We start from the raw sequence: 25,495 nt of genomic DNA, 5'->3' as shown, positions 1-25,495 counted from the left end.
CGTGGACTTCAGTCTGATCTTCTTCTCCGGGGACGAGAAGAACAAATACCGCTTCGTGCTCGACGCGGCCCGCTACGCGGACGAGAACGGCTTCACCGCCATCTGGACCCCGGAGCGGCACTTCCACCGTTTCGGCGGCCTCTACCCCAACCCCTCCGTCCTCGGCGCGGGCCTGGCGATGCACACCCAGCGCCTCCAGATCCGGGCCGGCAGCGTCATCCTCCCGCTGCACAGCCCGATCCGGGTCGCCGAGGAGTGGGCGGTCGTCGACAACCTCTCCCGCGGGCGGGCCGGGATCGCCCTGGCCACCGGCTTCAGCCCGCTGGACTTCGCCATCCGGCCGGAGGGCTGGTCCGACCGCAGGCAGCGCACCTTCGACGCGGTGGGCACCATCCGCGAACTGTGGGAGGGCGCGCCGGTCTACGTACAGGACGGCCTCGGCAACCACGTCGAGGTGGAGCTGCACCCGCAGCCCGTGCAGCCCGAACTGCCCATCTGGCTGACCTGCACCAAGAGCGTGGAGACGTTCGAGACGGCCGGACGGCTCGGCTGCAACGTGCTGACCGCGCTGATCGACATGACCAACGAGGAGCTGGAGGAGAAGCTCGCGGTCTACTACAAGACCCTGGAGGAGTACGGGCACGACCCGGACAGCACCACGGTCACGCTGATGCTGCACACCTTCATCGGCACCGACCTGGACGAGGTCCGGGAGACCGTCTGGCCCCCCTTCAGCGACTATCTGCGCTCCTTCTTCACCGTCATCGACTCGCAGAAGAAGAACCTGGCGCCGGGCGCCGGCGTCCGCGACATCTCGGCCGACGACCAGGACGAACTGATCAAGTTCGCCTTCGACAAGTACTTCGAGAAGGGCGCGCTGCTCGGCACCCCGGACTCCTGCGCCGCGGTGGTCGACCGCTTCCAGGGCATGGGCGTCAACGAGATCGCCTGCCTGATCGACTTCGGCGTCGACGAGGACCTCGTCGTACAGAGCCTGAGCCACCTCAACGAACTCCGGAGGCGCTACGCATGACCGCCGCCCCCTCCCGGGCCGACCTCGTCGCCCGGCTCACCGGCCTCACCCCCGGCCAGCGTGCGCGCCTGCGCGAACGGATTCCCCAAGTGCTCGCGGATGAACGCCGGTTGACCCCTGGACAGCGCCGCCTCTGGCTGACCCAGCAGCGGCTGCCCGGCCACCCGGTGGACGTGGTCTGCCAGGCCGTGCACCTCACCGGCGGCCCGGTGGACCTCGACCTGCTCGCCGAGCGGGTACGCGGCTTCGCGGCCCGGCACGAGGCGCTGCGTACCACCTTCGAGGACGGCGGCTCGGGCCTCCGCCCGGTGGTGCACGAGAAACTGCCGCCTCTTCTGGCCCGTACCCGCTGCGCCGACGCCGACGCGGCACACCGGCTCGCCCGGGAACTGGCCGCCGAGCCGTTCGACCTGGGGGCCGGGCCCCTGCTGCGGGTCACCCTCGCCGAAGGGCCCGCGCCCGACGAGGCATGGCTGCTGGTCGTGGTGCACAACCTCGTCTTCGACGCATGGTCCTTCGAACTGCTGCTGGACGAACTGGCCCGGCCCGCCGACACCGAGCCCGCCGCCGCGCCCGCCTTCAGCGACTACGCCCGCGAGCTGCGGCAGTGGCTCGGCAGCCCGGCGGGCCAGGAAGCGGCCGCCTACTGGGCCGGCGAGGTGGCCGACGCTCCGCCGCCGCTGCCCACCGACCGGCCGCGCCCCGCCGACGGCACTTCGCGCCAGGGCGGCCGGGTGGACTTCACCGTGTCCCGGGCCGTCACCGAGGGCATCGCCGCGGCGGCACAGCACGAGGCGGCCACCGCGTACGCCGGATGGCTGGCCGTGGCCTGGGCCACGCTGGCCGAGTTCGGCGGCCGGCAGGACGTGCTGCTGGGCACGTTCACCGCGGGCCGGGACCGGCCCGGCACCGCCGAGGTGGCCGGCTACCTGCTCAACGTCCTGCCCGTGCGGCTGCGGGACGCGGGTGACGGCTCGCACGCCGCCCGCGTCCGTGCGGTCCGTACGGCGACCCGGGCCGGACTCCGGCACGCCGCGTATCCGGGCGAACTGGTCGCCGCGGAGGTACGGCCCGCCCGGGTGCCGGGCAACCACCCCCTCCTCGACGCCGTCTTCGTCTTCGACAACCTCGGCGAGGGCGGCCGGGAGATCCAGGGCGCCCGCGCGGACACCGCCGACCTCGACAAGGGCACCGCCCGCTACGACCTGACGCTGGCCGTCTACCCCGGACCGGACGGCACCGAGGGCTGGTTCGAGTACGACAGCGAGCTGTACGACGAGGCCACCGTGCGCCGCCTCGCCGAGCGGTTCACGGCCCTGGCCGGGGCGGCGGCCGGAGCGGGAGGCCGGGCATGACCACCGCACGGCTGTGTGCCCCCGCCTACGAGCTGGGCGAGTACGCCGACCCCGTCACCGAGCTGCCGGAACTGCTCGCGGACCCCGACACCGCGGCCCGGCTGACCGCCCCGGCCGCCGGCTTCGACACCTATCACTGGTCGGACGGGCAGGTGGTGGAGCTGATGGCCGCCGCGGCCCAGCGCACCCTGGGCGAGGCCGGGGTGCCGGGCGACGAGGTCGATCTCGTGCTGCTGGCCACCGACTCGCTGCCGCGCGACCGCACGGCCCACCGGGACGTGGCCGAACTGCTCCAGGACATCGGGCTGACCCGCGCCACCGCGAGCACGCTCGGTCTGATGGACTGCGCCACCGCCATGGCCGCCGTGGGCACCGCGGCCTCCCTGGTCCGCGACGGCAGCGCCCGTCATGTCCTGGTCGTCACCGGTGATCTGGCCGACCACGCCACCGGCGGCGAACGTGTCGTCGCGGGCGGCGCGGCCATCGCCAGCGACGCCGCCGCCACCGTTCTCGTATCGGCGACCGCGGCCGGGTTGCCGGTGCTGGGCATGGCCCACCACGCCGCCCCGGAGACCCTTTCCGGGGAGCCCGCGCGGCAGCAGCTGGCGGCCCGGATCGCGGCGCACCGCGAACTGTTCGCCCGGCTCGCGGAGCGTCACCCGGTCCGGCCCGAGGAGGTACGGGCCGTCCTGCCCAGCAACTTCGCGCGCAACGTCCTGGAGATCTACCTCTCCGACGTCGGCTACGGCGGCGACCGGCTCGCGCTGGGCAACGTCGGCCGGATCGGGCACTGCCTCGGCAGCGACCCGCTGATCAACCTCGCGGACCGGCTCGCGGAGGCCAAGGCCGCAGGGGAGGAGGCGGGCGGCCCGGAGGACCGCCTCGTGCTGCTCGGCGCGGGCATCTCCCACCTGGCGGCGGTGCTGCTGGGCGCGCGCCCGCTGCCGGCGGGGGCGGAATGAGCGCGGGGGCGGCGGCCTATGTCAACGGCCTCGGCACGGAGTTGGGCGCGATACGCCGCAAGGTCGCCGAACTCCCCGAGTACGCGGACGGACCACCGGACGCGGGCACCGGCTTCGCCGAGTACCGCGAGGCCGAGGGCGGCATCCTCGGTCTCCTCGGCCCGGCCATGCGCGGCGCGCTGGACGCCTCCGGAACCGACCCGGCCACGGTGGACACGGTGCTGCTCGCGACCGAGTCGCTGCCTGCCGACGGCCCGGACCGGACCGCCCTCACGGGCCTGCTGAGCGACCTCGGTCTGCGCCGCGCCTACCCGCTGATGCTGGGCCTGGCCGACTGCTCCACCGCCATCACCGCCTTCGACATCGCGGCGTCCCTGGTGCGGTCGGGCGCGTCCGGCACGGTGCTGGTCGTCTCCGGGGACCTGGTGCGTACGGTGCTGCCGGGCGGCCGGGTGGTGCTGGGCGGCACGGCGGTCGCCGGAGACGGGGCCGCGGCGGCCGTCGTCTCCGGGCGGCGGTACGGCTGGGAACTGCTCGGCGGGGCCCGCAGGATCGCCCACGAGGCCGCCACGCCGGGCCACCGGATGGGTGCGCAACTCGCCATGTACCAAGGGATGTTCGCCGATCTGTGGGCAGCCACGGGGCTGACGTCCCGCGACCTGGGTACCGGCGCCGTGCTGCCCAGCAACCTCGCCAGGGACGCCCTGCGGACGTTCCTTGGCGAGGCCGGAATCGCCGACGCCCAGGTGTATCTGGACAACGTGCCGCGTATCGCGCACTGTCTGGGCAGCGACCCGCTGATCAATCTCGCCGACCGTACGGCCGGGGGCGGCGCACCGTCCCCCGTCGTACTGCTCGGCACCAGCGCGGTGCACGCCGCCGCCGTTCTACTACGTCCCGTGGAGGAATGAACACATGCCGACGGCAGAGGAGAGGACCGCCGGAATCTGGCGGGAGATCCTGGACCTGGACACCGGGACGCCCATCGGCCCGGAGGACGACTTCTTCGCCCTGGGCGGCACGTCCCTCCAGGCCATGTCCCTGGTCCAGCGGCTGCGCGAGGAGTTCGGCGCCCCGGTGGCGCTGAGCGCGCTGCTGGCGGACGCCTCGCTGCGGGCCGTCACCGCCGCGGTGACGGCGCACGGAGCCGGGCGCGAGGAGACCGCCCGGCCGTGAAGATCCAGTCTGTGGCCGCCCTGCGGCAACTCCCGCCCCGCACCCGGGCGGTGATGGGCGCCAACCTGGTCAGTTCGGTGGGCACCGGACTGGTCCAGCCGTTCCTGGTCCTCTATCTGACCCGGGTGCGCGGGCTGCCGGTCGGCGCCGCCACCGCCGTCATCTCGGTGATCGCGGTGGCCTCGCTGCTCGGCGGGCCGCTGGCCGGACGGCTGGCCGACGGCCGCTCGCTGCGCGCCACGGCCGCCGCCGCGATGGCCCTCGCGGCCCTCGGCACCGCCTCCTTCGCCCTGGTCACCGGGGTGGGCGGCGCGGTGCTCGCCGGGTCGGCCTACGGACTGGCGTACGGCGCGATGCTCTCCGTATGGAACACCGCCATCGCCCGGAGCGTGACGGGCGAGGCCCGGTCCACCGCGTTCGGGCTCCAGTTCGTCGGGCTCAACGCGGGGGTGGGGCTCGGCGGCCTGCTCGGCGGGATCTTCGCCTCGACGGCCGATCCGGGCCGCTTCCAACTGCTGTACGTCTGTGACGGCCTGTCGTTCCTGGCGGCCGGCGCCGTCCTCGTCCTCGCGGTGGGACGGCGGCCACAACGCCCGGACACGGCAGCGGAGGAACCCGCCGCCGGACCCCGCGGCTACGCCGTCGTCCTCCGGGACCGCGCGCTGCTCAAGGTGCTCGCCTTCACCGTCGCACTGATGGTGGTGGGGTACGGACAGCTGGAGTCCAGCATTCCCGGGCTGGTCGCGGTGCGCGGCATGGACGCGCGGATCATGGCATGGGGCTTCGTGGCCAACACCTGCTGCATCGTGCTGATCCAGTTCGCGGCGGTCACCCGCATCTCCCGCTCCCGGCCCGCGGTCCTGCTCGCCGGGACCGCCGGGAGCTGGGCGGCGAGCTGGCTGCTGCTCCTGCTGGCCACCGTCAGCAGCGGCGCTGCGGTACAGGCCGCGCTGGTGATCGGCGCGCTGGCGGTGTTCGCCGTGGGGGAGGCGCTGCTGGCCGTGGCGCTGCCCACTCTCGTCAACACGCTGGCCGGCGATCCGGTACGCGGCAGGTACAACGGGGCCTATTCCGCGGCCATGTCGGGGGGCCTGGTCCTGGGCCCGCTCCTGGGCGGCTGGCTGCTCACCGGCGGACAGCCGTGGCTGCTGGCCGTGGTGCTGGGCACGGGGTGTGTGGCGTGCGTAGCCCTGGCGCCGCGGCTCGGGCGGCTGCACGGTCCGTCGGACAGCGCGCGGACGGCTGCGCCGGAGGGGCCGGACGACCGGCACGCCAGTGATCCGTACGAGAACGAGCCGCAGCGGCTGGGTTCCGGGGGTGGACGATGACGGCCGTACACGAGATCTTCCGGCAGCGGGCGGCCGAGCGCCCGGACGCCACCGCCCTGCTCCACGGGGAGCGCACCGTGAGCTACCGGACCCTGGACCGCGCCTCGGACGCCTACGCGGCCGAACTCGCCTCGGCAGGAGTACGCGCCGGAGACATCGTCCCCGTCCTGATGCCCCGCTCCCCGCGCTACGTGGCAACCGTCCTGGCGATCCTCAAACTGGGCGCCGCCTACGCGGCCCTGGACCCCCGCTGGCCCGCGCCCCGGATCGCGGAACTGACGAGGCGGGCGGACGCCCCGCTGATCGCCGCCGCCCCGGGGCACCAGGAGACCCCGCCCGTCCCGGTGTGGGTGCCCGGCACGGACATCGAGGAAGCCGCCGCCACCGCCCAGCCCCTGCCACCGGTGCCCGTACAGGAGACGGACACCTGCTGCGTCTTCTTCACCTCGGGCAGCACCGGCCGTCCCAAGGGCGTGCTCTCCCCGCACGCGGGCACGGAACGGCTGTTCAACCCGACAGATCCCGCCGCCCGCTTCGCCGACCTCGGCCCGGACACGGTCTGGCCGCAGGCCGCCCCGCTGCCCTGGGACGCCGCCTCCCTCGAACTGTGGGGAGCGCTGCTCAACGGGGGCACCTCCGTGCTCGTGGACGAGCCGTACCTGACGGCGGACGGGCTGCGCGACCTCGTACGCCGGGCGGGCGTGAACACGCTGTGGCTCACCGCCTCGCTGTTCCACCTGCTCGTGGAGGAGGACCCGGACTGCTTCCACGGGCTGCGGCAGCTCATGGCGGGCGGCGAACGGCTCTCGCCCGCGCACGTCCGCCGCTTCGTACGGGCGCACCCCCACATCGCCCTGGTGAACGGCTACGGCCCCGTAGAGACGACGGTCTTCGCCACCACCCACCGGATCACGGCCGCCGATGTCGCCGACGACCAGGCGCCCGGCACGCAGATTCCGGTGGGCCGCCCGGTCGGACGGACCGAAGTGTTCGTCCTGGACGAGGAGTCGCGGCCGGTCCCGCCGGACACCACCGGCGAGATCTGCGTCGCGGGTGCCGGACTGGCCCGCGGCTACCTCGCGGACCCGGAGCAGACCGCGCGCAGCTTCGTCGACCTTCCGCTGGACGGCGCCGTACGCCGCGTCTACCGCACCGGCGACCTGGGCTTCTGCTCCGCCGACGGCACCCTGCACTACGCGGGCCGCCGCGACCGCCAGGTCAAGGTGCACGGACACCGCATCGAGCCCGGCGAAGTGGAAGCCGCGGCGGCCCGGGTGCCCGGAGTGCTCCGGTGCGCCGTCGTCCCGCTGATGGCGGACGGGCGGTGCGTGGGACTGGCCGCCGCGTACACGGTGCGGGACGGCCGGGAGCCGATGAGCGCGGAGACGGTGCGCCGCACGCTGGCCGAGCGGCTGCCGGAATATCTGGTGCCCCGGGAACTCGCCGCCGTGGACGCCTTCCCGCTGACCGACAACGGAAAGCTGGATACGGCCGCGCTGCTGGACCTGATCACGGCGCGCACGGAAACGGCCCGGCCCCGGGCCGACGCGCGCCGGCCTCGTGACGCGGTGGACGGCTCGGTGGCAGCCCATGTCATAGCCGCCTTCGCCGAGATCCTGCGCCGGGCCCCGGACGATGTACCCCCCGACGCCTCGTTCTTCGAGCTGGGCGGCACCTCGCTGGACGGCGCCCGGCTGTGCGTCCGCATCGGCGGGCGCACCGGCGTCCCCGTACCGGCCTCCGTACTGATCGCCGGCCCGACCGTACGCGACCTGGTGGAATGGATCGAGAAGCGGCAGGCGGAGCCGGGGGCGTCCATGCAGCCCGTGCCCACAGGTCCGCTGACGCTGCTCCCCGTCCAGACCGGCTTCCTGTACGAGCAGCAGCTCGACCCGTCCGACACCTCGGCGCACTGCGTCCTGCTGTGGCGGGTGACCGGCGCCTTCGACCCGGAGGCGTTCCGGGCCGCGGCGGACGACGTGCACCGGCGGCACCAGTCGCTGCACGCCCGCTATGTCTTCGACCGCCGCCCGGTGGCGCTCCTGGACGGCCCGGCCGCGCCGGTGGACGTACGGGTCCTCGATCCGGCCGGCGACGAGACGGCCGCGCTCACGGCCGTACACCCCGAGCTGCACCGGCCGCTGGACATCGGCTCCGGAGTCAACTGGCGGTGTGTCATGGTGCCGTCGGCGGCCGGTGGCCGCTGGTGGCTGGGCATCGTCGTACACCACATCGCCTTCGACGGCGGCTCCGCACGGCCGCTGGCCGAGGACCTGTCGGCGGCCTACGCGGCCCGGCTGCGCGGCGAGGAGTCCAGGGCCGCGCGCCCCGCCCCACTGGCGGCCGTCCTGGCGGGGCACCGCGCACAGGTGAACGGACACACCGGCGAGGAGCAGCGCGCGTACTGGCGTGACGAACTGACCGGCGTGCCGCCGCTGGCCCTGCCACCTCCTGAAAAGACACCCTCTGAAAGCGCGGCACCCACTTTCACCCTCTCCGCCACTGAATACGCGGCTCTGGAAGAGCGGGCCCGGCACCACGGCAGCACCCGCTTCGCGGTGCTGCTGGCGGCCTACGCCGAAGCCCTGGCCACCACGACCGGGCAGCACGACCTCGCGGTGGGCGCGCCGGTCGCCAAGCGCTACCACCCCGACACCGCGGACGCGGTCGGCTGCCTGATCGACGTGGTCTGCTTCCGGATGCGCCCGGCCGGTGACGGCACGGCGGACGCGCTGCCCCGCCTCCTGGAGGGCATCCACGCCGGTCTGGCCGCGCAGGACGTGCCGTTCGAGGAGGTGGTACGGCTGGCCGCCGACCCGGCACGGGACCGTACCCGGCATCCGCTCTTCCAGACGATGTTCGCGCTCCAGGAGGGGCCGCCGCAGCGCCTGGACCTGGCGGGCTGCGGGACCGAGCCCGTACGGGATGCGGCACAGCGGGCCGTCCACGAGCTGGAGGTGGAGGTGTGGCCGGACGGCGCGGGCGGCGCCGAGGTGGTCTTCGGGCACCGGCCGGACCAGGTGTCCACCGCGTTCGTGGCCCGGGTGGCCGCCGCCTACCACCGCCTCCTGCGGCAGCCGGACCGGCCGTGAACGGGCGGACCGACGCGGTGAACGGCGGCGTGGGCGGCCTCGACGGCCCGGCCCGCCACCGGTCCCGCATCCACGAACTGGACCGGGACATCGCCCGGCTCATCCGCCTGCGCACCGCCGAGGACCGCCGTCTCCAGGACGCGCGCCGCGCCGTCGGACACCCCCGTACGGACCTGGCCTGGGAGAACGCCGTACTGCGCGGCTACCAGGAGGCGCTGGGCCCGGCCGGCGCGCAACTGGCCCTGCTCCTGCTCGGACTGGGCCGCAGCACGCCCCCGGGACCGGCAGCCGAACCGGAAGAACGGACGAAGGAGCACACCAGCCCATGACAGCGCCCGAACGCGGCTACGCGGACTACCAGTACCAGATCTACGTGCGCGGGCTCCAGGACGCGATCCCGCCCTTCACCACCGACCTCGGCGCTCTGGAGGACCAGGCCCGCGACCGCCTCGGCCCCAAGCCCTACTGGTACATCGCCGGCGCGGCCGGCACCGGCGCCACCGCACGCGCCAACCGCGCCGCCTTCGACCGCCACCGCATCGTCCCGCGCATGCTGCGCGACGCCACCGCCCGCGACCAGCGCACCACCGTACTGGGCAGCGAACTGCCCGCCCCCGTCGTCCTCGCCCCGATCGGGGTGCAGTCCCAGGTCCACCCGGAAGGCGAGCTGGCCACCGCCCGCGCCGCCGCGGCGACCGGTGTGCCGATGGTGCTGAGCACCGCCGCCTCGCACACCATCGAGGAGGTCGCCGAGGCCAACGGCGACGGCCAGCGCTGGTTCCAGCTGTACTGGCCGCACGACGACGAGGTGACCGCCAGCATCCTCAAGCGGGCCCGCACGTCCGGCTATTCGACCCTGGTCGTCACCCTGGACACCTGGCAGCTCGCCTGGCGCCCGCACGACCTCGACCAGGCGTATCTGCCGTTCCTGCGCGGCGACGGGGTGGCGATCCCGCTGTCCGACCCGGTGTTCCGCTCCCGGCTGGAGCGGCCGGTCGAGGAGGACCCGCAGGGCGCGGCCATGCAGTGGCTGCCGATCTTCAGCGGCAAGGCGCACACCTGGGACGAACTGGGCTTCCTGCGGGAGCACTGGGACGGCCCGATCGTCCTGAAGGGCATCGTGCACCCCGAGGACGCGCGCCGGGCGGTGCGGGCCGGGATGGACGGCATCGTGGTGTCCAACCACGGCGGCCGGCAGGTGGACGGGGCGGTGGCCGCCCTGGACGCGCTGGTCGACGTGGTGGCGGAGGTCGGCACCGAGACGGAGGTGCTCTTCGACTCCGGTATCCGCAGCGGCGCCGATGTGTTCAAGGCGCTGGCCCTGGGAGCGCGGGCGGTGCTGCTGGGGCGCCCGTACGTGTACGGGCTGGCCCTCGGCGGCGCCGCGGGCGTGGAACACGTCGTACGCGGCCTGCTCGCGGACTTCGACCTGACGATGGGGCTGTCCGGGTGCACCACGCTCGCGGACATCGGCCCGGACACGCTGCACGCGGGCGGCGGAGGGGAGGTGCGGCGGTGAAGCGGCGGGTACGGAAGGCCGGCTGGACGGCTCTGGCGTTCGCCGGAGCCTGCGCGCTGGCGTTCCAGGCCGCGCCCGGCCCGGCGCGGGACTCCGAGGACGGCGCCTGGCCGCCGGACACCGGCAAAGGCCCCTGCACGGTAGGGAAGACCACCGATGCCGGGGCGCGCATGCGGGACGGCACCGTGCTGCGGGCGGACGTGTACCGGCCGCGCACCAAGGAGAAGGTGCCGGTCATCCTGATGCGTACCCAGTACGGCAAGGAGGCGGCCGAGGTCCAGCCCTCCAGCTACCAGTCCCCGGAGTGGTTCGCCTCGCACTGCTACCTCGTCGTGGTGCAGGACGTGCGCGGCCAGTACGCCTCGGACGGCGACTTCTACGAGTTCGCCAACGAGGGCAAGGACGGCTACGACAGCGTGGAGTGGGCGGCCCGGCTGCCCGGTTCCAACGGCAAGGTCGGGATGTACGGCTCGTCCTACGTGGGCGCCACCCAGTGGCTCGCCGCCCAGGAGCGCCCGCCGCACCTGAAGACGATCGTGCCCGACAAGACCTCCGACGACTACTACGACGGCTGGACCTATGAAGGCGGCGCCTTCCGGCTGAACTTCGTGATCCCGTGGGCCATGCGCAAGATCGTCCCGTCCGCCGCCGCCAACCGCGGTGACTGGGACACATACCACCAGGTCAACCGCGACTACCAGGACGTCCGGAAGTGGCTGGGCACCGCCCCGTACAACCGCTTCGAGCCGTTCCACCCCGGTGACCCGAAGGTCGCCCCGTACTTCTTCGACTGGATCAAGCACCGTACGTACGACGACTACTGGCGCCGGTGGGCCCCGAAGGAGAACTACGGGAAGGTCGGCATCCCGGTCCTCAACTACGCCGGGTGGTACGACGCCTTCCTGGACGGATCGGTCCGCAATTACCAGGGCATGGCAGAGCGCGGCGGCTCGGCCTCGGCCCGCGCGAACCAGCGGCTGGTCATCGGGCCGTGGGACCACACCGGCTGGGGCCGCCCGACCAGCACGCCCGCCCCGCTGCTCAAGCAGATCGGCCCGGTCGGCAACAGCCCCGTCAACGAGATGATGCTCGCCTGGTGGGACCACCACCTCAAGGGCAAGGACAATGGCGTCCGCAAGAACGGCGTCGACTACTTCGTCATGGGCGCCGACAAGTGGCGCACTGCGCCCACCTGGCCGCTCCCGCAGACCCGCTGGACCGACTACTACCTCTCCAGCACCGGCCACGCGACGGGCAACACCCAGGACGGCACACTGTCCACCACCCCGCCCGCCGAGAACACCCCCACCGACCACTACACCTACGACCCGCGCAACCCGGTGCCCAGCGTCGGCGGACACTCCTGCTGCACGGCGGCCATCAGCACCCAGGGCCCCTATGACCAGCAGCAGATCGAACAGCGCCCCGACATCGCCGTCTACACCGGCGCCCCGCTGGCCAAGGACACCGAGGTCACCGGCCCCATCACGGTCACCCTCCACGCCAGGTCCTCGGCGCCGGACACCGACTGGACCGCCAAGCTGATCGACGTCCACCCCGACGGCACCGCGGTGAACCTCAACAGCGGCATCGTCCGCGCCAGTTACCGCGAGTCGATGGGCGAGCCGAAGCCGATCGTCCCCGGCACGGTGTACGAGTACAAGATCAAGGTGTGGCCGACCAGCAACCTCTTCAAGAAGGGCCACCGCATCCGGCTCGACATCTCCTCCAGCGACTACCCCCAGTACGATCCGAACCCGAACACCGGCAGTTGGCTGGGGGAGTCCGCCGAGCGGCGCACCGCACGGCAGACCGTGCTGCACGACGCGGCGCACCCTTCGAAGGTGACGCTCCCGGTGATCCCGGACGGCGGCCGGGACCAGGGCAGCGGCACCCCGCCCCAGAAATAGCGCCGGTGGGCCGACAGCACCCGACGAAACCGACACCGATCCCGACCTCGACCGAAAGGCAGGACATGCACGACGTACGCCGGGCCCGTACGACCGACCACACCACGCTCGTGGAGTGCGTACAGCGCTGGTGGGGCGACTCGCGCACCCCCGAACAGGCGCGGGAGCTCTCACTGCTGCTGCCCCGGCTGTTCCTCCAGCACTTCGCCGGCACCAGTCTGGTGCTGGAGGACGAGACCGGGGTGCGGGCGTTCCTGGTGGGCTTCCACTCCGCCGACCACCCGCACGAGGCGTACATCCACTTCGTCGGCGTGGACCCGGAACTGCGCAAGCAGGGCGTGGCCCGCCGCCTCTACACCGCCTTCTTCGAGCGCGCCGCGGCGGCCGGCCGCACCGAGGTACGCGCCATCACCTCACCGCAGAACACCGGCTCCATCGCCTTCCACCAGGCCATGGGCTTCGAACCGGAGCCGGGCGACCGGGAGGCGGACGGCGTGCCGGTGCAGGGCGACTACGACGGCCTCGGCCAGGACCGGGTGACCTTCCGCAAGAAGCTCGGCGCCCCGGAGGCCCGCACCCTGGAGCCCTTCACGACGCGGGCGGCGGTGCCGGAGGACTTCGACACCGTCGTCTCGGTGGTCGACGACTGGTGGGGCCGCCCCGCCTCCCGCGACCTGACCCGGGTGTTCGTGAACCACTTCCACGACACCAGCCTGATCGCCGAGCGCGACGGCGAACTGGCGGGCTTCGTCATCGGGTTCCTCTCCCCGTCCCGCCCGGACGAGGCGTACATCCACTTCACCGGGGTCAACCCCGCCTGGCGGCGCACCGGCCTGGGCCGCTTCCTGTACGAGCGGTTCTTCGCCATGGCGCGCGCGAACGGCCGCACCGTCGTCAAGGCGATCACCTCGCCGCAGAACGCCCGCTCCATCGCCTTCCACCGGGCGCTCGGCTTCACCCCGTCCGACCCGGTCACCGACTACGACGGCCCCTCGCTGGACCGGGTCGCCTTCCGCCGCGAACTGTGAGACGGCGGTAGCAGGGCCCGGCACAGGTAGTCCGTGTCCACGCCCGGTGGCGGCGGCACGGCGGGCGCCAGGGCCCGGTTCAGCTGGGCGCGGTCGTAGCGGCGGTGCATCCAGCCGTACGCGGTGATGCCCCTCGTGATGTCGGCCAGCGCCCGCTGAGCCGGGCCCAGGCGGGTGCAGGCGGGGTCGAGCCGGACGGCGAGACCGGGCCAGAGCTGCCCGGCGGCGTCCAGGACCGCCTGCACGGGGGTGTCCCGGGGATGGCTGAGATGAAAGGTGTCGGTGTACGTCAGCGGGGTGCGGCCGAGCAGGCGCCCCATCACCTCCCCGGCGTACTCGACCGGCAGCAGGTTCACGGCGGCGTCCGGCCGGCCGGGGAAGCGCAGGGGCCCCGCCGCCGCGATCGCGGACCACGACGCCCGGCTGTGCGCCAGCAGGGACAGGCGCGCCCCGATCTCGGCGAGCGGGTGCCGGGGAGCGGTGGGCGGGCGGCGCCGGGACGTGACCAGCACGGCCGGGCGCAGCACGGTCACGGGCCGGCCGTGCCGCCGCGCCCAGGCCCGGACGATCTGTTCGGCCTCGTACTTGGAGCGTTCGTACGGGGTGAGGAAGCCGTACCGGTCGTCGAGGTCGGTCTCCTTGACCAGCCCTTCGAGCCGCCCGCCCGCGACGTACACGGTGCTGATGTGCACCACCCGCCCCCGTGCCCCGCTGGAGCGCAGGAACTCCAGGAGACGGCGGGTGCCGTCGACATTGACCCGGCGGAGCGCGCCGGGGTCCGCGACCAGGTCGATCAGTCCGGCGCTGTGCCACCACTCGCCGACCGCTGTGGCCAGCTCCCGGCGGTCCGCCGCGCCCAGCCCCAGCCCGGGCCGGGCCAGGTCCACGGCGAGCAGCCGCACCCGGCGCTGCCACCCCGCGCCCGGCGGGCTGTCGGTGGCGTCGAGGGCGCGCCGCAGCCGGTGCCACCCGCCCGGCCCGTCGTCACGGACGAGCGCGACGACATCGGCGCCGCGCGCCAGGAACCGGGCCATCAGATGCGAGCCGAGGAAACCGGTCGCACCGGTCAGGGCGATGAGCATACGCCGGTCCCTTCGTGGTGCTCCGGTGTCGGCCGCGGCCGTCCGGCCGCGTCAGTACGATTTCGGCAGACCGAGCGTGCTGTGGGCGATGTGATTGAGGATCATCTCCTGGCTGACCGGTGCGATACGGATGGCCCGGGACAGGGCGAGCAGCGGCGCGACGCCGTACTCGGTGCACATGCCGTTCCCCCCGAAGACCTGCACCACTTGGTCGGAGACCCGGGCGGCCGCCTCGGCCGCGGCGTACTTGGCCATGTTCGCCGCCTCACCGGCGGCCTTGTGCTGCCCCAGATCACACAGGGCGGCGGCCTTGCCGGTCATCAGCCGGGCCAGCTCCGTGTCGATCGCGGCCTTGGCGAGGGGGTGCGCGATGCCTTGGTGGGCCCCGAGGGGCACCTGCCACACCGTGCGCCCGCCGGCGTAGTCGACGGCCCGGTGCAGGGCCAGTGAGGCGAGCCCGGTGGCCAGGGACGCGGCCACCAGCCGTTCCGGGTTGAGCCCGGCGAACAGCGGCGCGAGCCCGTGCCCGCCGTCCGCGACCCGGGCGTCGCGCGGCACCCGCACCTCGTCGAGGAACACGCTGTGCTGCACCTCGGCCAGCGCGACGTCCATGGGAACGGGGCGCCAGGAGAGGCCCGGGGCGTCCCGCTCGACGATGAACAGCCCCGGGGCCACCTCGCCCGAAGGACGCTCCGTACGGGCGACGACCATGACGGCCGCGGCGGTGTCGACACCGGAGGTGAAGATCTTGCTGCCGGACAGCACCCAGCCCTGTCCGTCGGGCCGGGCGGTGGTGGCGATGCGGTAGCTGTTGGAACCGGCGTCGGCCTCGGTGATCGCGAAGGCCATCGGCGCGCTGCCGTCCGCGATGCCCGGCAGCCGGCGCCGCTTCTGCTCCTCCGTGCCGAAGCGGGCCAGGATGGTGCCGCACACCGCCGAGGACACCATGAGCATGAGCAGCGGACAGCCGTGGGCGGAGATCTCCTCGGCGACCACGCACAGTTCCGCCATTCCGGCGCCGCCGCCCCCGTACGCCTCCGGCAGGTGGACGCCGGTGAACCCGCAGCGCCCCAGGTCGGCCCAGAGCTCTTGGCACCGTCCTCCGGTCCGGACCTGCTCCAGGAAGTACGCCATGCCGTAGTCCCGCCCCACCTGCGCCACGGCGCGGCGCAGCAGGGCCAGGTCCGCACCGCCCAGCGTGACGGACGAGGTGTCCGCGGCTGCCCGTGACCTGGGGATCATGAGACGGGGCCCCCGCACAGTGCGGCCGTCTCCCGCCGCCACAGCTCCGGGAGCCGGTCCGCGCCCGGCACCGACGCGTCGCTGATCATGGCGATCTGGGCGGTCGAACCGTAGGTCGTCAGACAGACGTTGAACGGGTGGCCGGGCGGCAGCAGGGTCATCGGCAGCACATCGGTCAGCGTCGGCGGAACGGCCTCCTCGTCCTCCCCGCACGGCACGTACGAAGCGATGACCGGGGCGTAGCGGGGGTCCAGCATCCGGTGGAGGGCGAACCGCACGAGCCGGTCCGGGGCACGGTGCAGCAGGTCCTGCGCGGTCCGGCGCACACGCGCCGACTTGAGCCCCGCACCGGCCGCCACGGTCCGTACGAGCCGCCGCCGCGGATCGCTCTCCTGACACGGCAGCCACACCCGCCGCAAGAAGCACCGATTGCCCCACGTCGTCGATTCCTCGGGGAGCCGGACGCTGAGTGGTACGGCGACCGCCAGCGGCCCGGGAGTCCGGCCGGCCTCCAGGAGCCAGGCGCGCACGGCACCGGCGAGAGCGGCGAGGTGGACATCGTTGACCGTGCCGCCGACGGTATGGGCGACCGTACGCAACCGGGGCAGCGACGCGGCGGCGGTCGACACCTGACGCCGGCCCGAAAGCTCCCACGGTGTGCCCAGTCCGGTCGGCGGGAAGCGCCGGTAACCGGCGTACAGCGCCACCGCCGTGCCGACCGCCCGCAGCGCCCGGCCCGTGCGCGAGCCGGTGCCCGCGTCGGCGGCCGGGCGCGGGACCGGCCCCGGGCCCGCCGGAGCGAAGAGGGTCTGGAGCGTCTGCCCGATAGCCACGCCGTCCTGCCGGCTGTGGTGCACGCGGTACGACAGGCCCCAGCCGTCCCCCGAGGAAGGCCGCAGCAGCCGCAACTCCCAAGCGGATCCCCGCGTCAGTCGCTCGGCCCACAACTGCCGGGCCGCGTCCAGCACATCTGAACGCCCCTCGCCCGGGACGACCGTCTCCACCACATGCCGGCCCACCTCGAAATCGCGGGCCGGCAGCCAGGCGGCAGTCGTTCCCGCCGCGCACAATTCATGGGACAGCACGGGCAGCAGATGCAGCGCTCCGCCGATCAGGTTCATCAGGTCGCTGAGCGTCGGCGCCCTGCCCTCCACATACACGACCGCCCCCACATCCAGGCGTGCGTCCGGGGCGCCGGCCCCGAACGCGAGAAAAGCCCGGTCGAGGGCCGAAGCACAGGGAGGCGGTGGAGAATTCACGGTCGCTGGTCTCCTTTTCGCCGTTCGCCGGGAGGCGGGCTCCGGCCCGGAATTCGACCATGCGACACAATCGGCCCGGGAGGGAAGGGGCCGATGCATACCGTTCACCGGTATGGATGAGCCGACGACCCGGACGAGTCAACCTGCCGCCGGTAATAGGCAGATGAGCCGTCGCTCCGAATATCGGTTCATCGGGCCCGGCCGGACCGTCATACGCGGACGGGCGTATTCTCAGGATCCCGCCGCGCCCCCGCCCAGCAATTCCGCCACTTCCCGCTGATACGGAAACGTCCCGGGCCGATAACCGCACCACGGCTCCTCCGCGTACGGATCGCCGGTGACGGCATGCGCCCGGGAACGCGACCCACCGCATACCCGGCGGAATTCGCACCGGCCGCACCGGCCGCCCAGCCGGTCGGCATCGCGCAGGCCGGTGAACAGCTCCGACTCGCGGTAGATCTCCGTCAGCGGACGGTTGCGCACATTGCCTGCCGCGAGGGGCAGGAATCCGCTGGGGTGCACGGTGCCGGTGTGGGACACGAAGACGAAGCCGCGGCCCGCGTTGACGTCCAGGGGCGGGCGGCGGGCCCGGCGCCCGCCCTCGTACAGGCCCAGCTCCTCGCCCCGCTCGCGGAGCCGGCGGTACAGCGGCCCGAGGCGCAGCACCTCGACGTGGTCGGCGCCCCGCGCGGCCAGCACCGCGCGCTGGAGGGCGACGCGGCGGAAGTGGTGGGCCTCGGTGGTCTTGGCGGGGATCGAGAGGCCCACGTCGTGGACGAAGTTGAGGACGTCCTCGGCCTCCGCGGGCCCGAGCGCGGCCAGGTCGCGGCCGCGTCCGGTGGGCACGAGGAAGAACGCGCTCCACAGCATGACGCCGTGCTCGCGGACCAGGGCCGCGATCTCCGGCAGGTCGTGCAGGTTGTGGCGGCTGACCGTGGTGTTGATCTGCACCTTCATGCCCAGGCTGCGCGCGGTGTCCCAGGCGCCCAGGGTCCACCGGTAGACGCCGGGCACGCCGCGGAAGCCGTCGTGGAGCGCGGCCGTGGAGCCGTCCAGGCTCAGGGACAGGCCCACCGCCCCCGCCTCGTGCACCGCCCGGAGGTTGGCCGCCGTCAGGGTGGGGGTGCCCGAGGGCGAGACGGCGACCCGTACCCCCGCACGCGTGCCGTAAACGATCAGTTCCAGCAGATCCGGGCGCTGGAACGGGTCGCCGCCGGTGATCACGAACAGAGGCGCGGGCCGCCCGAACGCGGCGATCTGGTCGATCAGGCCCTTGGCGGCCCGGGTGTCCAGCTCGCGCGGGTCCCGGTCGGGCACCGCGGTCGCCCGGCAGTGCACACAGGCCAGCGGGCAGGCGCGGGTCGACTCCCAGATGACGATGAACGGCTTGTCCGCCACGGCCTGGTGCTGCCGGCGGACCGCGCGGGCGCCGCTCACCGGGGGAGGGGCGGGAGCGGAGCGGGACGGGCGGGGGCGTACATGGCGGGTACCTCCGATGCGATCGTCCCCAGCATGCGGCCGGGCCGGCGCCCGCCGCCCGGGGCGTGCGGCCCCCGCGCAGGGTCGTTGGTCCCGGGTGGCCGAAATCATTCGAGGTCCTGTGGCCCTGCGCCGCGGGACGCTTCGCCCACCGTGACCCGCGCGGGAGCGACTTAGCGTTCGATTTATGGAGAACGAAACAATCAGCGGCCCCGCCGCCGCTGAGGGACGCGGCTGGCCGCTGGCCGGCCGCCGGCTGCTCAACCGCCGCGAGGTCAGCGAGGACGGGCGCGCCGTCTTCGGCACGGGGGACCCGCGGTGGGAGGGCTTCTACCGCGACCGCTGGTCCCACGACAAGGTCGTGCGCTCCACGCACGGGGTCAACTGCACCGGGTCCTGCTCCTGGATGGTCTACGTCAAGGACGGGATCATCACCTGGGAGCACCAGGCCACCGACTACCCGTCGATCGGTACCGACTGCCCCGAGTACGAGCCCCGGGGCTGCCCGCGCGGCGCGTCGTTCTCCTGGTACACGTACTCGCCCAGCCGGGTCCGCTACCCGTACGTCCGCGGCGCACTGCTGAAGATGTGGCGGGAGGCGCGACGCCGGCTCGGCGACCCGGTGGCCGCCTGGGCGGAGATCACCGGCGACCCGGCCAGGGCCCGCGCCTACAAGAAGGCGCGGGGCAAGGGCGGGCTGGTGCGTGCCGGCTGGGACGAGGTGGCCGAGCTGGTCGCCGCCGCCCAGGTGCACACCGTCAAGACCTACGGTCCGGACCGGGTCGCCGGGTTCTCGCCCATCCCCGCCATGTCGATGGCGTCCTTCGCCGCGGGCGCGCGGTACCACTCGCTGATCGGCGGCACCCTGCTGTCCTTCTACGACTGGTACGCGGATCTGCCCGTCGCCTCGCCGCAGGTCTTCGGCGACCAGACGGACGTGCCGGAGGCCGCCGACTGGTGGAACGCGGGCTATCTGATCATGTGGGGGTCCAACATCCCCGTCACCCGCACGCCGGACGCCCACTTCCTGACCGAGACCCGCTACAACGGCACCAAGGTCGTCGCCGTCAGCCCCGACTACGCCGACAACGTCAAGCACGCCGACGAGTGGCTGGCCCCGCACCCGGGGACGGACGGGGCGCTGGCGATGGCGATGGGCCACGTCATCCTGCGGGAGTTCCTGGTCGACCGCGCCACGCCCTACTTCGAGAACTATCTGCGCCGGTTCACCGACGCCCCGTTCCTGGTCACGCTGCGCGAGCGGGACGGCGACCTGGTGCCGGACCGCTTCCTGACCGCCGCCGACCTCGGCGAGACCGATGAGCACGCGCGCTTCAAGACCGTCCTGGTGGACCGCCGCAGCGGCGAACCGGTGGTCCCCAACGGGTCGCTCGGCTTCCGCTGGGGAGAGGAGGGGAAGGGGCGCTGGAACCTTGAACTGGGCGAGACCGAGCCGGAGTTGAGCCTGCTGGAGGGTGCGGAGTCGACGGCCGCCGTGGCGTTGCCGCGCTTCGACGAAGGCCCCACCGAGGGCGGCAGCGTGATGGTGCGCGGCGTCCCGGTCCGCACGATCGGCGGCCGGCGGGTGACCACCGTCTTCGACCTGATGCTGGCCCAGTACGGCGTACGGCGCGCCGGGCTGCCCGGCACCTGGCCGGCCTCCTATGAGGACGCCTCCCAGCCGTACACCCCGGCCTGGCAGGAGACGGTCACCTCGGTCCCCGCCGCGCAGGCGGCCCGTATCGCCCGGGAGTTCGCTCGCAACGCGGAGCGCACCAAGGGCCGCTCCATGATCGCCATGGGGGCCGGGACCAACCACTGGTTCCACTCCGACACCATCTACCGCGCCTTCCTGGCCCTGACCACCATGACCGGCTGCCAGGGCGTCAACGGCGGCGGCTGGGCCCACTACGTCGGCCAGGAGAAGGTCCGGCCCGTCACCGGCCTCCAGCACCTCGCCTTCGCCTTCGACTGGCAGCGGCCCACCCGCCACATGGCGGGCACCTCCTACTGGTACCTGGCCACCGACCAGTGGCGCTACGAAGCCTTCGGCCCGGACGAGCTGGCGTCACCGCTGGGCGACGGCCGCTTCGCGGGCCGTGCCACCGCCGACTGCCTGGCCCAGGCCGTCCGCATGGGCTGGACCCCCGGCCATCCCGGCTTCAACCGCAACCCGCTGGACCTGGCCGACGAGGCGGCCGCCGCCGGCCGCCCCGTCGCCGAGCACATCGTGGAGGAGCTGACCTCCGGCGCGCTGCGCTTCGCCGCCGAGGACCCGGACGACCCGGCCAACTTCCCGCGCGTACTGACCGTATGGCGGGCCAACCTGCTCGGCTCCTCCGGCAAGGGAAACGAGTACTTCCTGCGCCACCTGCTGGGGACGGACGCGGCCGTGCGCTCCGAGGAGACACCGCCCGACAAGCGGCCCCGGGACGTCGTCTGGCACGAGGAGGCCCCCGAGGGCAAGCTCGACCTGCTGGTCTCCATGGACTTCCGGATGACCTCCACCGGCCTGTTCTCCGATGTCGTGCTGCCCGCCGCCACCTGGTACGAGAAGGACGACCTGTCCAGCACCGACATGCACCCCTTCGTGCACGCCTTCACCCCGGCCATCGCGCCGCCCTGGCAGGCACGGACCGACTACGACACCTTCCTGACCATCGCCGACCGCTTCAGCGAACTGGCCGCCGATCACCTCGGCACCCGCACCGATGTGCTGGCCGTGCCGCTCCAGCACGACACCCCCGACGAACTGGCCCAGCCCGGCGGCATCGTCGCCGACTGGAAGGCCGGCGAGTGCGCGCCGGTACCCGGGCGCACCATGCCCAAGCTGGTGACCGTTGAGCGGGACTACGCGGCGGTGGCGGACAAGATGCGCGCCGTCGGCCCCCTCCTCGACAAGCTCGGGACCACCACGAAGGGCGTCACCGTCCACCCGGACCAGGAGCTGGAGCAGCTGCGGCGCAGCAACGGGGTCCGGCGCGGCGGCGCGGCGGCCGGACGGCCCTCGCTGGCCACCGCGTCGGACATGTGCGAGGCGATCCTCGCCCTGTCCGGCACCACCAACGGGCGCCTGGCCACCGAGGGGTTCAAGGCGCTGGAGAAGCGGACCGGCACCGGCCTGGTGCACCTGGCCGCCGAGCGGGAGGCGGAGCGGATCACCTTCGCCGACACCCGCGTCCAGCCCCGCTCGGTGATCACCTCCTACGAGTGGTCCGGCAGCGAGACCGGTGGCCGCCGCTACTCCCCGTTCGTCATCAACGTCGAGCACCGCAAGCCCTGGCACACCCTCACAGGCCGCCAGCACTTCTTCGTCGACCACGACTGGATGGCCGAACTCGGCGAGCAACTGCCCGCCTACCGGCCCCCGTTGAACACCGCCCGGCACTACGGCGACGAGCGCCTGGGCGAGGACGGCCGCGCCGAGGTGACGGTCCGCTACCTCACCCCGCACTCCAAGTGGTCCATCCACTCCGAGTACCAGGACAACGCCTACATGCTCGCCCTCTCCCGGGGCGGCCCGGTGATCTGGATGAGCACCGCCGACGCCGGGAAGATCGGCGTCAAGGACAACGAGTGGATCGAGGCGTACAACCGCAACGGCGTCGTCGCCGCCCGTGCGGTGGTCACCCACCGGATGCCCGAGGGCACCGTGTACATGTACCACGCCAAGGACCGCACGGTGAACGTGCCCAGGACCGAGGTCAGCGGCAGGCGCGGCGGTATGCACAACTCGCTGACCCGGCTGCTGATCAAGCCCTCGCACCTGGCCGGCGGCTACGCCCAGTTCACCTACGCCTTCAACTACTACGGACCCACCGGCAACCAGCGCGACGAGGTCACCGTGATCCGCCGCCGCAGCCAGGATGTGGAGTACTGACATGCGCGTCATGGCCCAAGTGGCGATGGTGATGAACCTCGACAAGTGCATCGGCTGCCACACCTGCTCGGTCACCTGCAAGCAGACCTGGACCAACCGCACCGGCGTCGAATACGCCTGGTTCAACAACGTCGAGACCAAGCCCGGCGTCGGCTACCCCCGCCGCTACGAGGACCAGCGGCAGTGGAAGGGCGGCTGGATGCTGGACCGGCGCGGACGCCTGGTGCTCCGCTCCGGCGGCCGCATGAAGCGCCTGGGCTCGCTGTTCTCCAACCCCGACCTGCCGGCCATCGAGGACTACTACGAGCCGGTCACCTACGACTACGACAACCTCGTCAGCGCCCCGGCCGGCCAGGACGTGCCGGTCGCCCGCCCCCGCTCGGTGCTCACCGGGAAGCCGACCTCCATCACCTGGGGCGCCAACTGGGAGGACGGCCTCGGCGGCGCGGGCGAGACGGCGGCCGGCGACCCCAACCTGAGCGGGGGACTGGCCGAGAAGGTGAAGTTCGCCTTCGAGCAGACCTTCATGTTCCATCTGCCGCGGCTGTGCGAGCACTGCCTCAACCCGGCCTGTGTGTCCGCCTGCCCGTCCGGCGCGATGTACAAGCGGGCCGAGGACGGCATCGTGCTGGTCGACCAGGACCGCTGCCGCGGCTGGCGGATGTGCGTCACCGCGTGCCCGTACAAGAAGGTCTACGTCAACCACGCCACCGGCAAGGCCGAGAAGTGCACCTTCTGCTTCCCGCGCATCGAGGCCGGACAGCCCACCGTCTGCTCCGAGACCTGCGTCGGCCGCCTGCGCTACCTCGGCCTGCTCCTCTACGACGCCGACCGGGTCGGCGAGGCCGCCGCGGTGACGGACGAGAAGGACCTGCTCGACGCCCAGCGGAACGTCTTCCTCGACCCCGCCGACCCCGAAGTCCGCTCGGCCGCCCGTATGTCGGGCATCCCGGAGGACTGGATCGACGCCGCCCGCCGCTCGCCCGTACACGCCCTGATCAGCGGGTACAAGGTGGCCCTGCCGCTGCACCCGGAGTACCGCACCCTGCCCATGGTCTGGTACGTGCCGCCGCTCTCTCCGGTCCTGGACGCGGTCGGCGAGGCCGGCGGCGACGCCGAGGACCCCGACCACGTCTTCGCCGCCGTCACCCGCCTGCGCATCCCGCTGGACTACCTCGCCAACCTCTTCACCGCCGGGGACACCGATGTCGTCGCCGGGGTGCTGATGAAGCTGACCGCGCTGCGCAGCCACATGCGGCAGCGCACGCTCGGGGAGCAGGGTGACGAGAGCGCCCTCAAGGCCGTGGGGCTCACGCCCGCGCAGGCCGAGGACCTGCACCGGCTGCTGGCCGTCGCCAAGTACGCCGACCGGTACGTCGTCCCCGCCGCCCACAAGGAGGACGCTGCCGCGCTCAGCGCCATGGAGGACCGCTGTCCCGTGGAGAGCGCGGGCGGCGATCCGTCCGGCACCGGCCGCAAGGTCATGCTCGGCCTCCCCACCCTGCGACGACGGGCCACGACCTCGGACAACCCCGCAGGAGGGACCGCATGAGCGCCCCGCGTACCCGCCTCCGCCCGGCGGCCGGCCGCCGGGCCCGCCCCGGCCCCGAAGAGCCCGCTCAGCGCGGCCTCCTGCTGCGGCTGCTGTCGCTCCTGTTGCAGTATCCGGACGCCGAACTGGCCGACGAGCGGCCTGCGTTGAGCGCTGCGGTCGACGCGCTGCCGCCCTCGACCGCCGCCGGACACCTCGCCGCCTTCACCACCTGGTTCGCGGCCCAGCCGGCCGAGGACCTGGAAAGCCACTACGTGGAGGTCTTCGACCTCCGCCGCAAAAGCAGCCTCTACCTCACCTACTACCTGCACGGCGACACCCGCCGACGCGGCATGGCCCTGCTCGCCCTCGCCCGGACCTACCGGGCCGCAGGCTGGAGCGCCGACAACGGCGAACTCCCCGACCACCTGCCCGTCGTCCTCGAATTCGCCGCCCTGGCCGGGCCGCGCGCCGGAGAAGCACCGCTGCGCCGCCACCGGCGCGGACTGGACCTCGTCCACCACGCCCTGACGGACGTGCGGTCCCCCTATGCCGATCTGCTGGCGGCGCTGCTGTCCCTGCTGCCCCGGGCCACCGACGCCGACCTGGAAGCCGTGGCGAAGCTGGCGGCCGAAGGGCCGCCCGCCGAGGACGTCGGCCTCGACCCGTACAGCGGCACCGGCTTCGCCCCGCCCGGCACCTTCGTACCCCCGGCGCCCGCACCGCCGACCCTCATGCCCCCTGTGACCGGCCCGATGGACCCGGAGGCCCGCCGATGAGCGCCGCCAGCAGCCCACTCACCTCCATGGACGGCACCGACCTGCTGCTGTGGGTCGCCGTCCCCTACGCCTGCCTGGCCGTCTTCGCCGTCGGGCACGTCTGGCGCTACCGCAAGGACCAGTTCGGCTGGACCAGCCGCACCAGCCAGCTGCTGGAACACCGCTGGCTGCGCTGGGGCAGCCCGCTGTTCCACCTCGGCGCGTTCGCCGTGATCGCCGGACACGTGGTGGGCCTGGCCGTCCCCGCGTCCCTGACCGCGAAGGCGGGCATCGGCGAGCACACCTATCACACCGTGGCGGTCTCCCTCGGCTCCGTGGCCGGTGCGGCCATGGTGGTGGGGCTGGGCATGCTCTGCGCCCGGCGCCTGCTCGCCCCGCGCATCCGCACCCGCACCAGCTCCAGCGACAAGCTGCTCTTCCCGCTGCTGGCCGCCACCGTGCTGCTGGGCATCGCCGCCACCGTCGTCCACAACGTCGCCGGAGGCGGGTACGACTACCGCTCGACCGTCTCGGTCTGGTTCCGCGGACTGTTCCTGCTGCAACCGAAGCCCGAGGCGATCTCCGGCGCGCCCCTGCTGTTCCAGCTGCACGCCCTGAGCGCGTGCCTGCTCTTCGCCGCCTGGCCCTTCACCCGCCTCGTCCACGTGTGGAGCGCCCCCATCGGCTACCTGCGGCGTCCGTACCTGGTCTACCGCCGCAAGACGGCCGCTCCGGCGCACGACCGGTCTGCCGCTGCCCCCGCCCGGCGCCGCCCGGCCGGGGCCAAGGCGTCCCGGTGAAGCCGGCCGCCGTACACCCCGGGCGCCGCGCCGCAGCGGCGCGGCGAAGAATGGCCCGTCT

The 25,495-nt window shown here is 73.2% G+C and carries 19 protein-coding genes; 15 read left to right on the top strand and 4 right to left on the bottom strand.

Annotation, left to right across the window (positions count from 1 at the left end; all coding sequences use genetic code 11):
- Position 1 precedes the first annotated feature (1 nt).
- The 11 genes from ADK86_RS26670 to ADK86_RS26620 all read left to right on the top strand — a co-directional run bounded on the left by ADK86_RS26670 (position 2) and on the right by ADK86_RS26620 (position 13,403).
- Positions 2-1,033, top strand: coding sequence for a MupA/Atu3671 family FMN-dependent luciferase-like monooxygenase (locus ADK86_RS26670; protein WP_030372557.1), 1,032 nt, complete (start codon positions 2-4; stop codon positions 1,031-1,033).
- Positions 1,030-2,388, top strand: a complete 1,359-nt coding sequence (locus tag ADK86_RS26665; protein WP_053698889.1) for a condensation domain-containing protein — start codon at positions 1,030-1,032, stop codon at positions 2,386-2,388. The genes ADK86_RS26670 and ADK86_RS26665 overlap by 4 nt, the downstream gene beginning before the upstream one ends.
- Positions 2,385-3,350: an acyl carrier protein gene (locus ADK86_RS26660; RefSeq protein WP_053698888.1), complete on the top strand. Its 966-nt coding sequence runs from the start codon at positions 2,385-2,387 to the stop codon at positions 3,348-3,350. The genes ADK86_RS26665 and ADK86_RS26660 overlap by 4 nt, the downstream gene beginning before the upstream one ends.
- Positions 3,347-4,261 (top strand): hypothetical protein, encoded by a 915-nt coding sequence (locus ADK86_RS26655; protein WP_053698887.1) that lies wholly within the window; start codon positions 3,347-3,349, stop codon positions 4,259-4,261. Before ADK86_RS26660 ends, ADK86_RS26655 begins: the two co-directional genes overlap by 4 nt.
- 4 nt (positions 4,262-4,265) lie before the next feature.
- A complete protein-coding gene (locus ADK86_RS26650; RefSeq protein ID WP_053698886.1) occupies positions 4,266-4,526 on the top strand; it encodes an acyl carrier protein in 261 nt (86 codons plus the stop codon).
- The gene (locus ADK86_RS26645; protein ID WP_053698885.1) at positions 4,523-5,854 is read left to right on the top strand and encodes an MFS transporter; all 1,332 of its coding nucleotides are present in this window, start codon (positions 4,523-4,525) and stop codon (positions 5,852-5,854) included. The genes ADK86_RS26650 and ADK86_RS26645 overlap by 4 nt, the downstream gene beginning before the upstream one ends.
- Entirely contained in the window at positions 5,851-8,946 is a 3,096-nt protein-coding gene (locus ADK86_RS26640; RefSeq protein ID WP_053698884.1) for a non-ribosomal peptide synthetase, read from the top strand. The genes ADK86_RS26645 and ADK86_RS26640 overlap by 4 nt, the downstream gene beginning before the upstream one ends.
- Complete coding sequence (locus ADK86_RS26635; protein WP_053698883.1) at positions 8,943-9,275, top strand: hypothetical protein; 333 nt, start codon at positions 8,943-8,945, stop codon at positions 9,273-9,275. The genes ADK86_RS26640 and ADK86_RS26635 overlap by 4 nt, the downstream gene beginning before the upstream one ends.
- Complete coding sequence (locus tag ADK86_RS26630; RefSeq protein ID WP_053698882.1) at positions 9,272-10,465, top strand: lactate 2-monooxygenase; 1,194 nt, start codon at positions 9,272-9,274, stop codon at positions 10,463-10,465. Before ADK86_RS26635 ends, ADK86_RS26630 begins: the two co-directional genes overlap by 4 nt.
- The gene (locus ADK86_RS26625) at positions 10,462-12,375 is read left to right on the top strand and encodes a CocE/NonD family hydrolase (protein WP_199834472.1); all 1,914 of its coding nucleotides are present in this window, start codon (positions 10,462-10,464) and stop codon (positions 12,373-12,375) included. Before ADK86_RS26630 ends, ADK86_RS26625 begins: the two co-directional genes overlap by 4 nt.
- Before the next feature lie 65 nt (positions 12,376-12,440).
- Positions 12,441-13,403, top strand: a complete 963-nt coding sequence (locus ADK86_RS26620; protein WP_053698881.1) for a GNAT family N-acetyltransferase — start codon at positions 12,441-12,443, stop codon at positions 13,401-13,403.
- Here ADK86_RS26620 and ADK86_RS26615 read toward each other — a convergent pair.
- From ADK86_RS26615 to ADK86_RS26600, 4 genes are all read right to left on the bottom strand, one after another.
- Positions 13,355-14,485, bottom strand: a complete 1,131-nt coding sequence (locus ADK86_RS26615; RefSeq protein WP_053698880.1) for an SDR family oxidoreductase — start codon at positions 14,483-14,485, stop codon at positions 13,355-13,357. The two genes, ADK86_RS26620 and ADK86_RS26615, sit on opposite strands and share 49 nt — an antisense overlap.
- A gap of 51 nt (positions 14,486-14,536) precedes the next feature.
- Positions 14,537-15,727, bottom strand: a complete 1,191-nt coding sequence (locus ADK86_RS26610) for an acyl-CoA dehydrogenase family protein (protein ID WP_053698879.1) — start codon at positions 15,725-15,727, stop codon at positions 14,537-14,539.
- Positions 15,724-16,986: a wax ester/triacylglycerol synthase domain-containing protein gene (locus ADK86_RS42560; RefSeq protein ID WP_159393969.1), complete on the bottom strand. Its 1,263-nt coding sequence runs from the start codon at positions 16,984-16,986 to the stop codon at positions 15,724-15,726. Before ADK86_RS42560 ends, ADK86_RS26610 begins: the two co-directional genes overlap by 4 nt.
- A 231-nt stretch (positions 16,987-17,217) precedes the next feature.
- Complete coding sequence (locus tag ADK86_RS26600) at positions 17,218-18,423, bottom strand: TIGR04053 family radical SAM/SPASM domain-containing protein (RefSeq protein WP_234346044.1); 1,206 nt, start codon at positions 18,421-18,423, stop codon at positions 17,218-17,220.
- A 229-nt stretch (positions 18,424-18,652) separates the two neighbouring features.
- On the opposite strand from ADK86_RS26600, the gene ADK86_RS26595 reads away from it, so the two are divergent.
- Genes ADK86_RS26595 through narI form a run of 4 tightly spaced genes read left to right on the top strand, consistent with a single transcriptional unit; the run spans position 18,653 to position 25,434 of the window.
- The gene (locus ADK86_RS26595) at positions 18,653-22,345 is read left to right on the top strand and encodes a nitrate reductase subunit alpha (RefSeq protein ID WP_053698877.1); all 3,693 of its coding nucleotides are present in this window, start codon (positions 18,653-18,655) and stop codon (positions 22,343-22,345) included.
- A 1-nt stretch (position 22,346) separates the two neighbouring features.
- Positions 22,347-23,897: a nitrate reductase subunit beta gene (gene narH / locus ADK86_RS26590; protein WP_053698876.1), complete on the top strand. Its 1,551-nt coding sequence runs from the start codon at positions 22,347-22,349 to the stop codon at positions 23,895-23,897.
- A complete protein-coding gene (gene narJ / locus ADK86_RS26585; RefSeq protein WP_053698875.1) occupies positions 23,894-24,655 on the top strand; it encodes a nitrate reductase molybdenum cofactor assembly chaperone in 762 nt (253 codons plus the stop codon). The genes narH and narJ overlap by 4 nt, the downstream gene beginning before the upstream one ends.
- Complete coding sequence (gene narI, locus ADK86_RS26580; protein ID WP_053698874.1) at positions 24,652-25,434, top strand: respiratory nitrate reductase subunit gamma; 783 nt, start codon at positions 24,652-24,654, stop codon at positions 25,432-25,434. Before narJ ends, narI begins: the two co-directional genes overlap by 4 nt.
- Positions 25,435-25,495: the final 61 nt, after the last annotated feature.

It is taken from the genome of Streptomyces sp. NRRL F-5755, from assembly GCF_001279365.1.
In the GTDB taxonomy this organism is placed as follows: domain Bacteria; phylum Actinomycetota; class Actinomycetes; order Streptomycetales; family Streptomycetaceae; genus Streptomyces; species Streptomyces rimosus.
Note: the sequence above shows the minus strand (reverse complement) of the source record. Positions and strands in the feature narration are given on the sequence as shown.

Coding starts and splice junctions, on each gene's coding strand:
- ADK86_RS26650 (WP_053698886.1), top strand. CDS start 4,266: ATGCCGACGGCAGAGGAGAGGACCGCCGGAATCTGGCGGGAGATCCTG.
- narJ (WP_053698875.1), top strand. CDS start 23,894: ATGAGCGCCCCGCGTACCCGCCTCCGCCCGGCGGCCGGCCGCCGGGCC.
- narH (WP_053698876.1), top strand. CDS start 22,347: ATGCGCGTCATGGCCCAAGTGGCGATGGTGATGAACCTCGACAAGTGC.
- ADK86_RS26640 (WP_053698884.1), top strand. CDS start 5,851: ATGACGGCCGTACACGAGATCTTCCGGCAGCGGGCGGCCGAGCGCCCG.
- ADK86_RS26655 (WP_053698887.1), top strand. CDS start 3,347: ATGAGCGCGGGGGCGGCGGCCTATGTCAACGGCCTCGGCACGGAGTTG.
- ADK86_RS26620 (WP_053698881.1), top strand. CDS start 12,441: ATGCACGACGTACGCCGGGCCCGTACGACCGACCACACCACGCTCGTG.
- ADK86_RS26610 (WP_053698879.1), bottom strand. CDS start 15,727: ATGATCCCCAGGTCACGGGCAGCCGCGGACACCTCGTCCGTCACGCTG.
- ADK86_RS26615 (WP_053698880.1), bottom strand. CDS start 14,485: ATGCTCATCGCCCTGACCGGTGCGACCGGTTTCCTCGGCTCGCATCTG.
- ADK86_RS26665 (WP_053698889.1), top strand. CDS start 1,030: ATGACCGCCGCCCCCTCCCGGGCCGACCTCGTCGCCCGGCTCACCGGC.
- narI (WP_053698874.1), top strand. CDS start 24,652: ATGAGCGCCGCCAGCAGCCCACTCACCTCCATGGACGGCACCGACCTG.
- ADK86_RS26595 (WP_053698877.1), top strand. CDS start 18,653: ATGGAGAACGAAACAATCAGCGGCCCCGCCGCCGCTGAGGGACGCGGC.
- ADK86_RS26660 (WP_053698888.1), top strand. CDS start 2,385: ATGACCACCGCACGGCTGTGTGCCCCCGCCTACGAGCTGGGCGAGTAC.
- ADK86_RS26630 (WP_053698882.1), top strand. CDS start 9,272: ATGACAGCGCCCGAACGCGGCTACGCGGACTACCAGTACCAGATCTAC.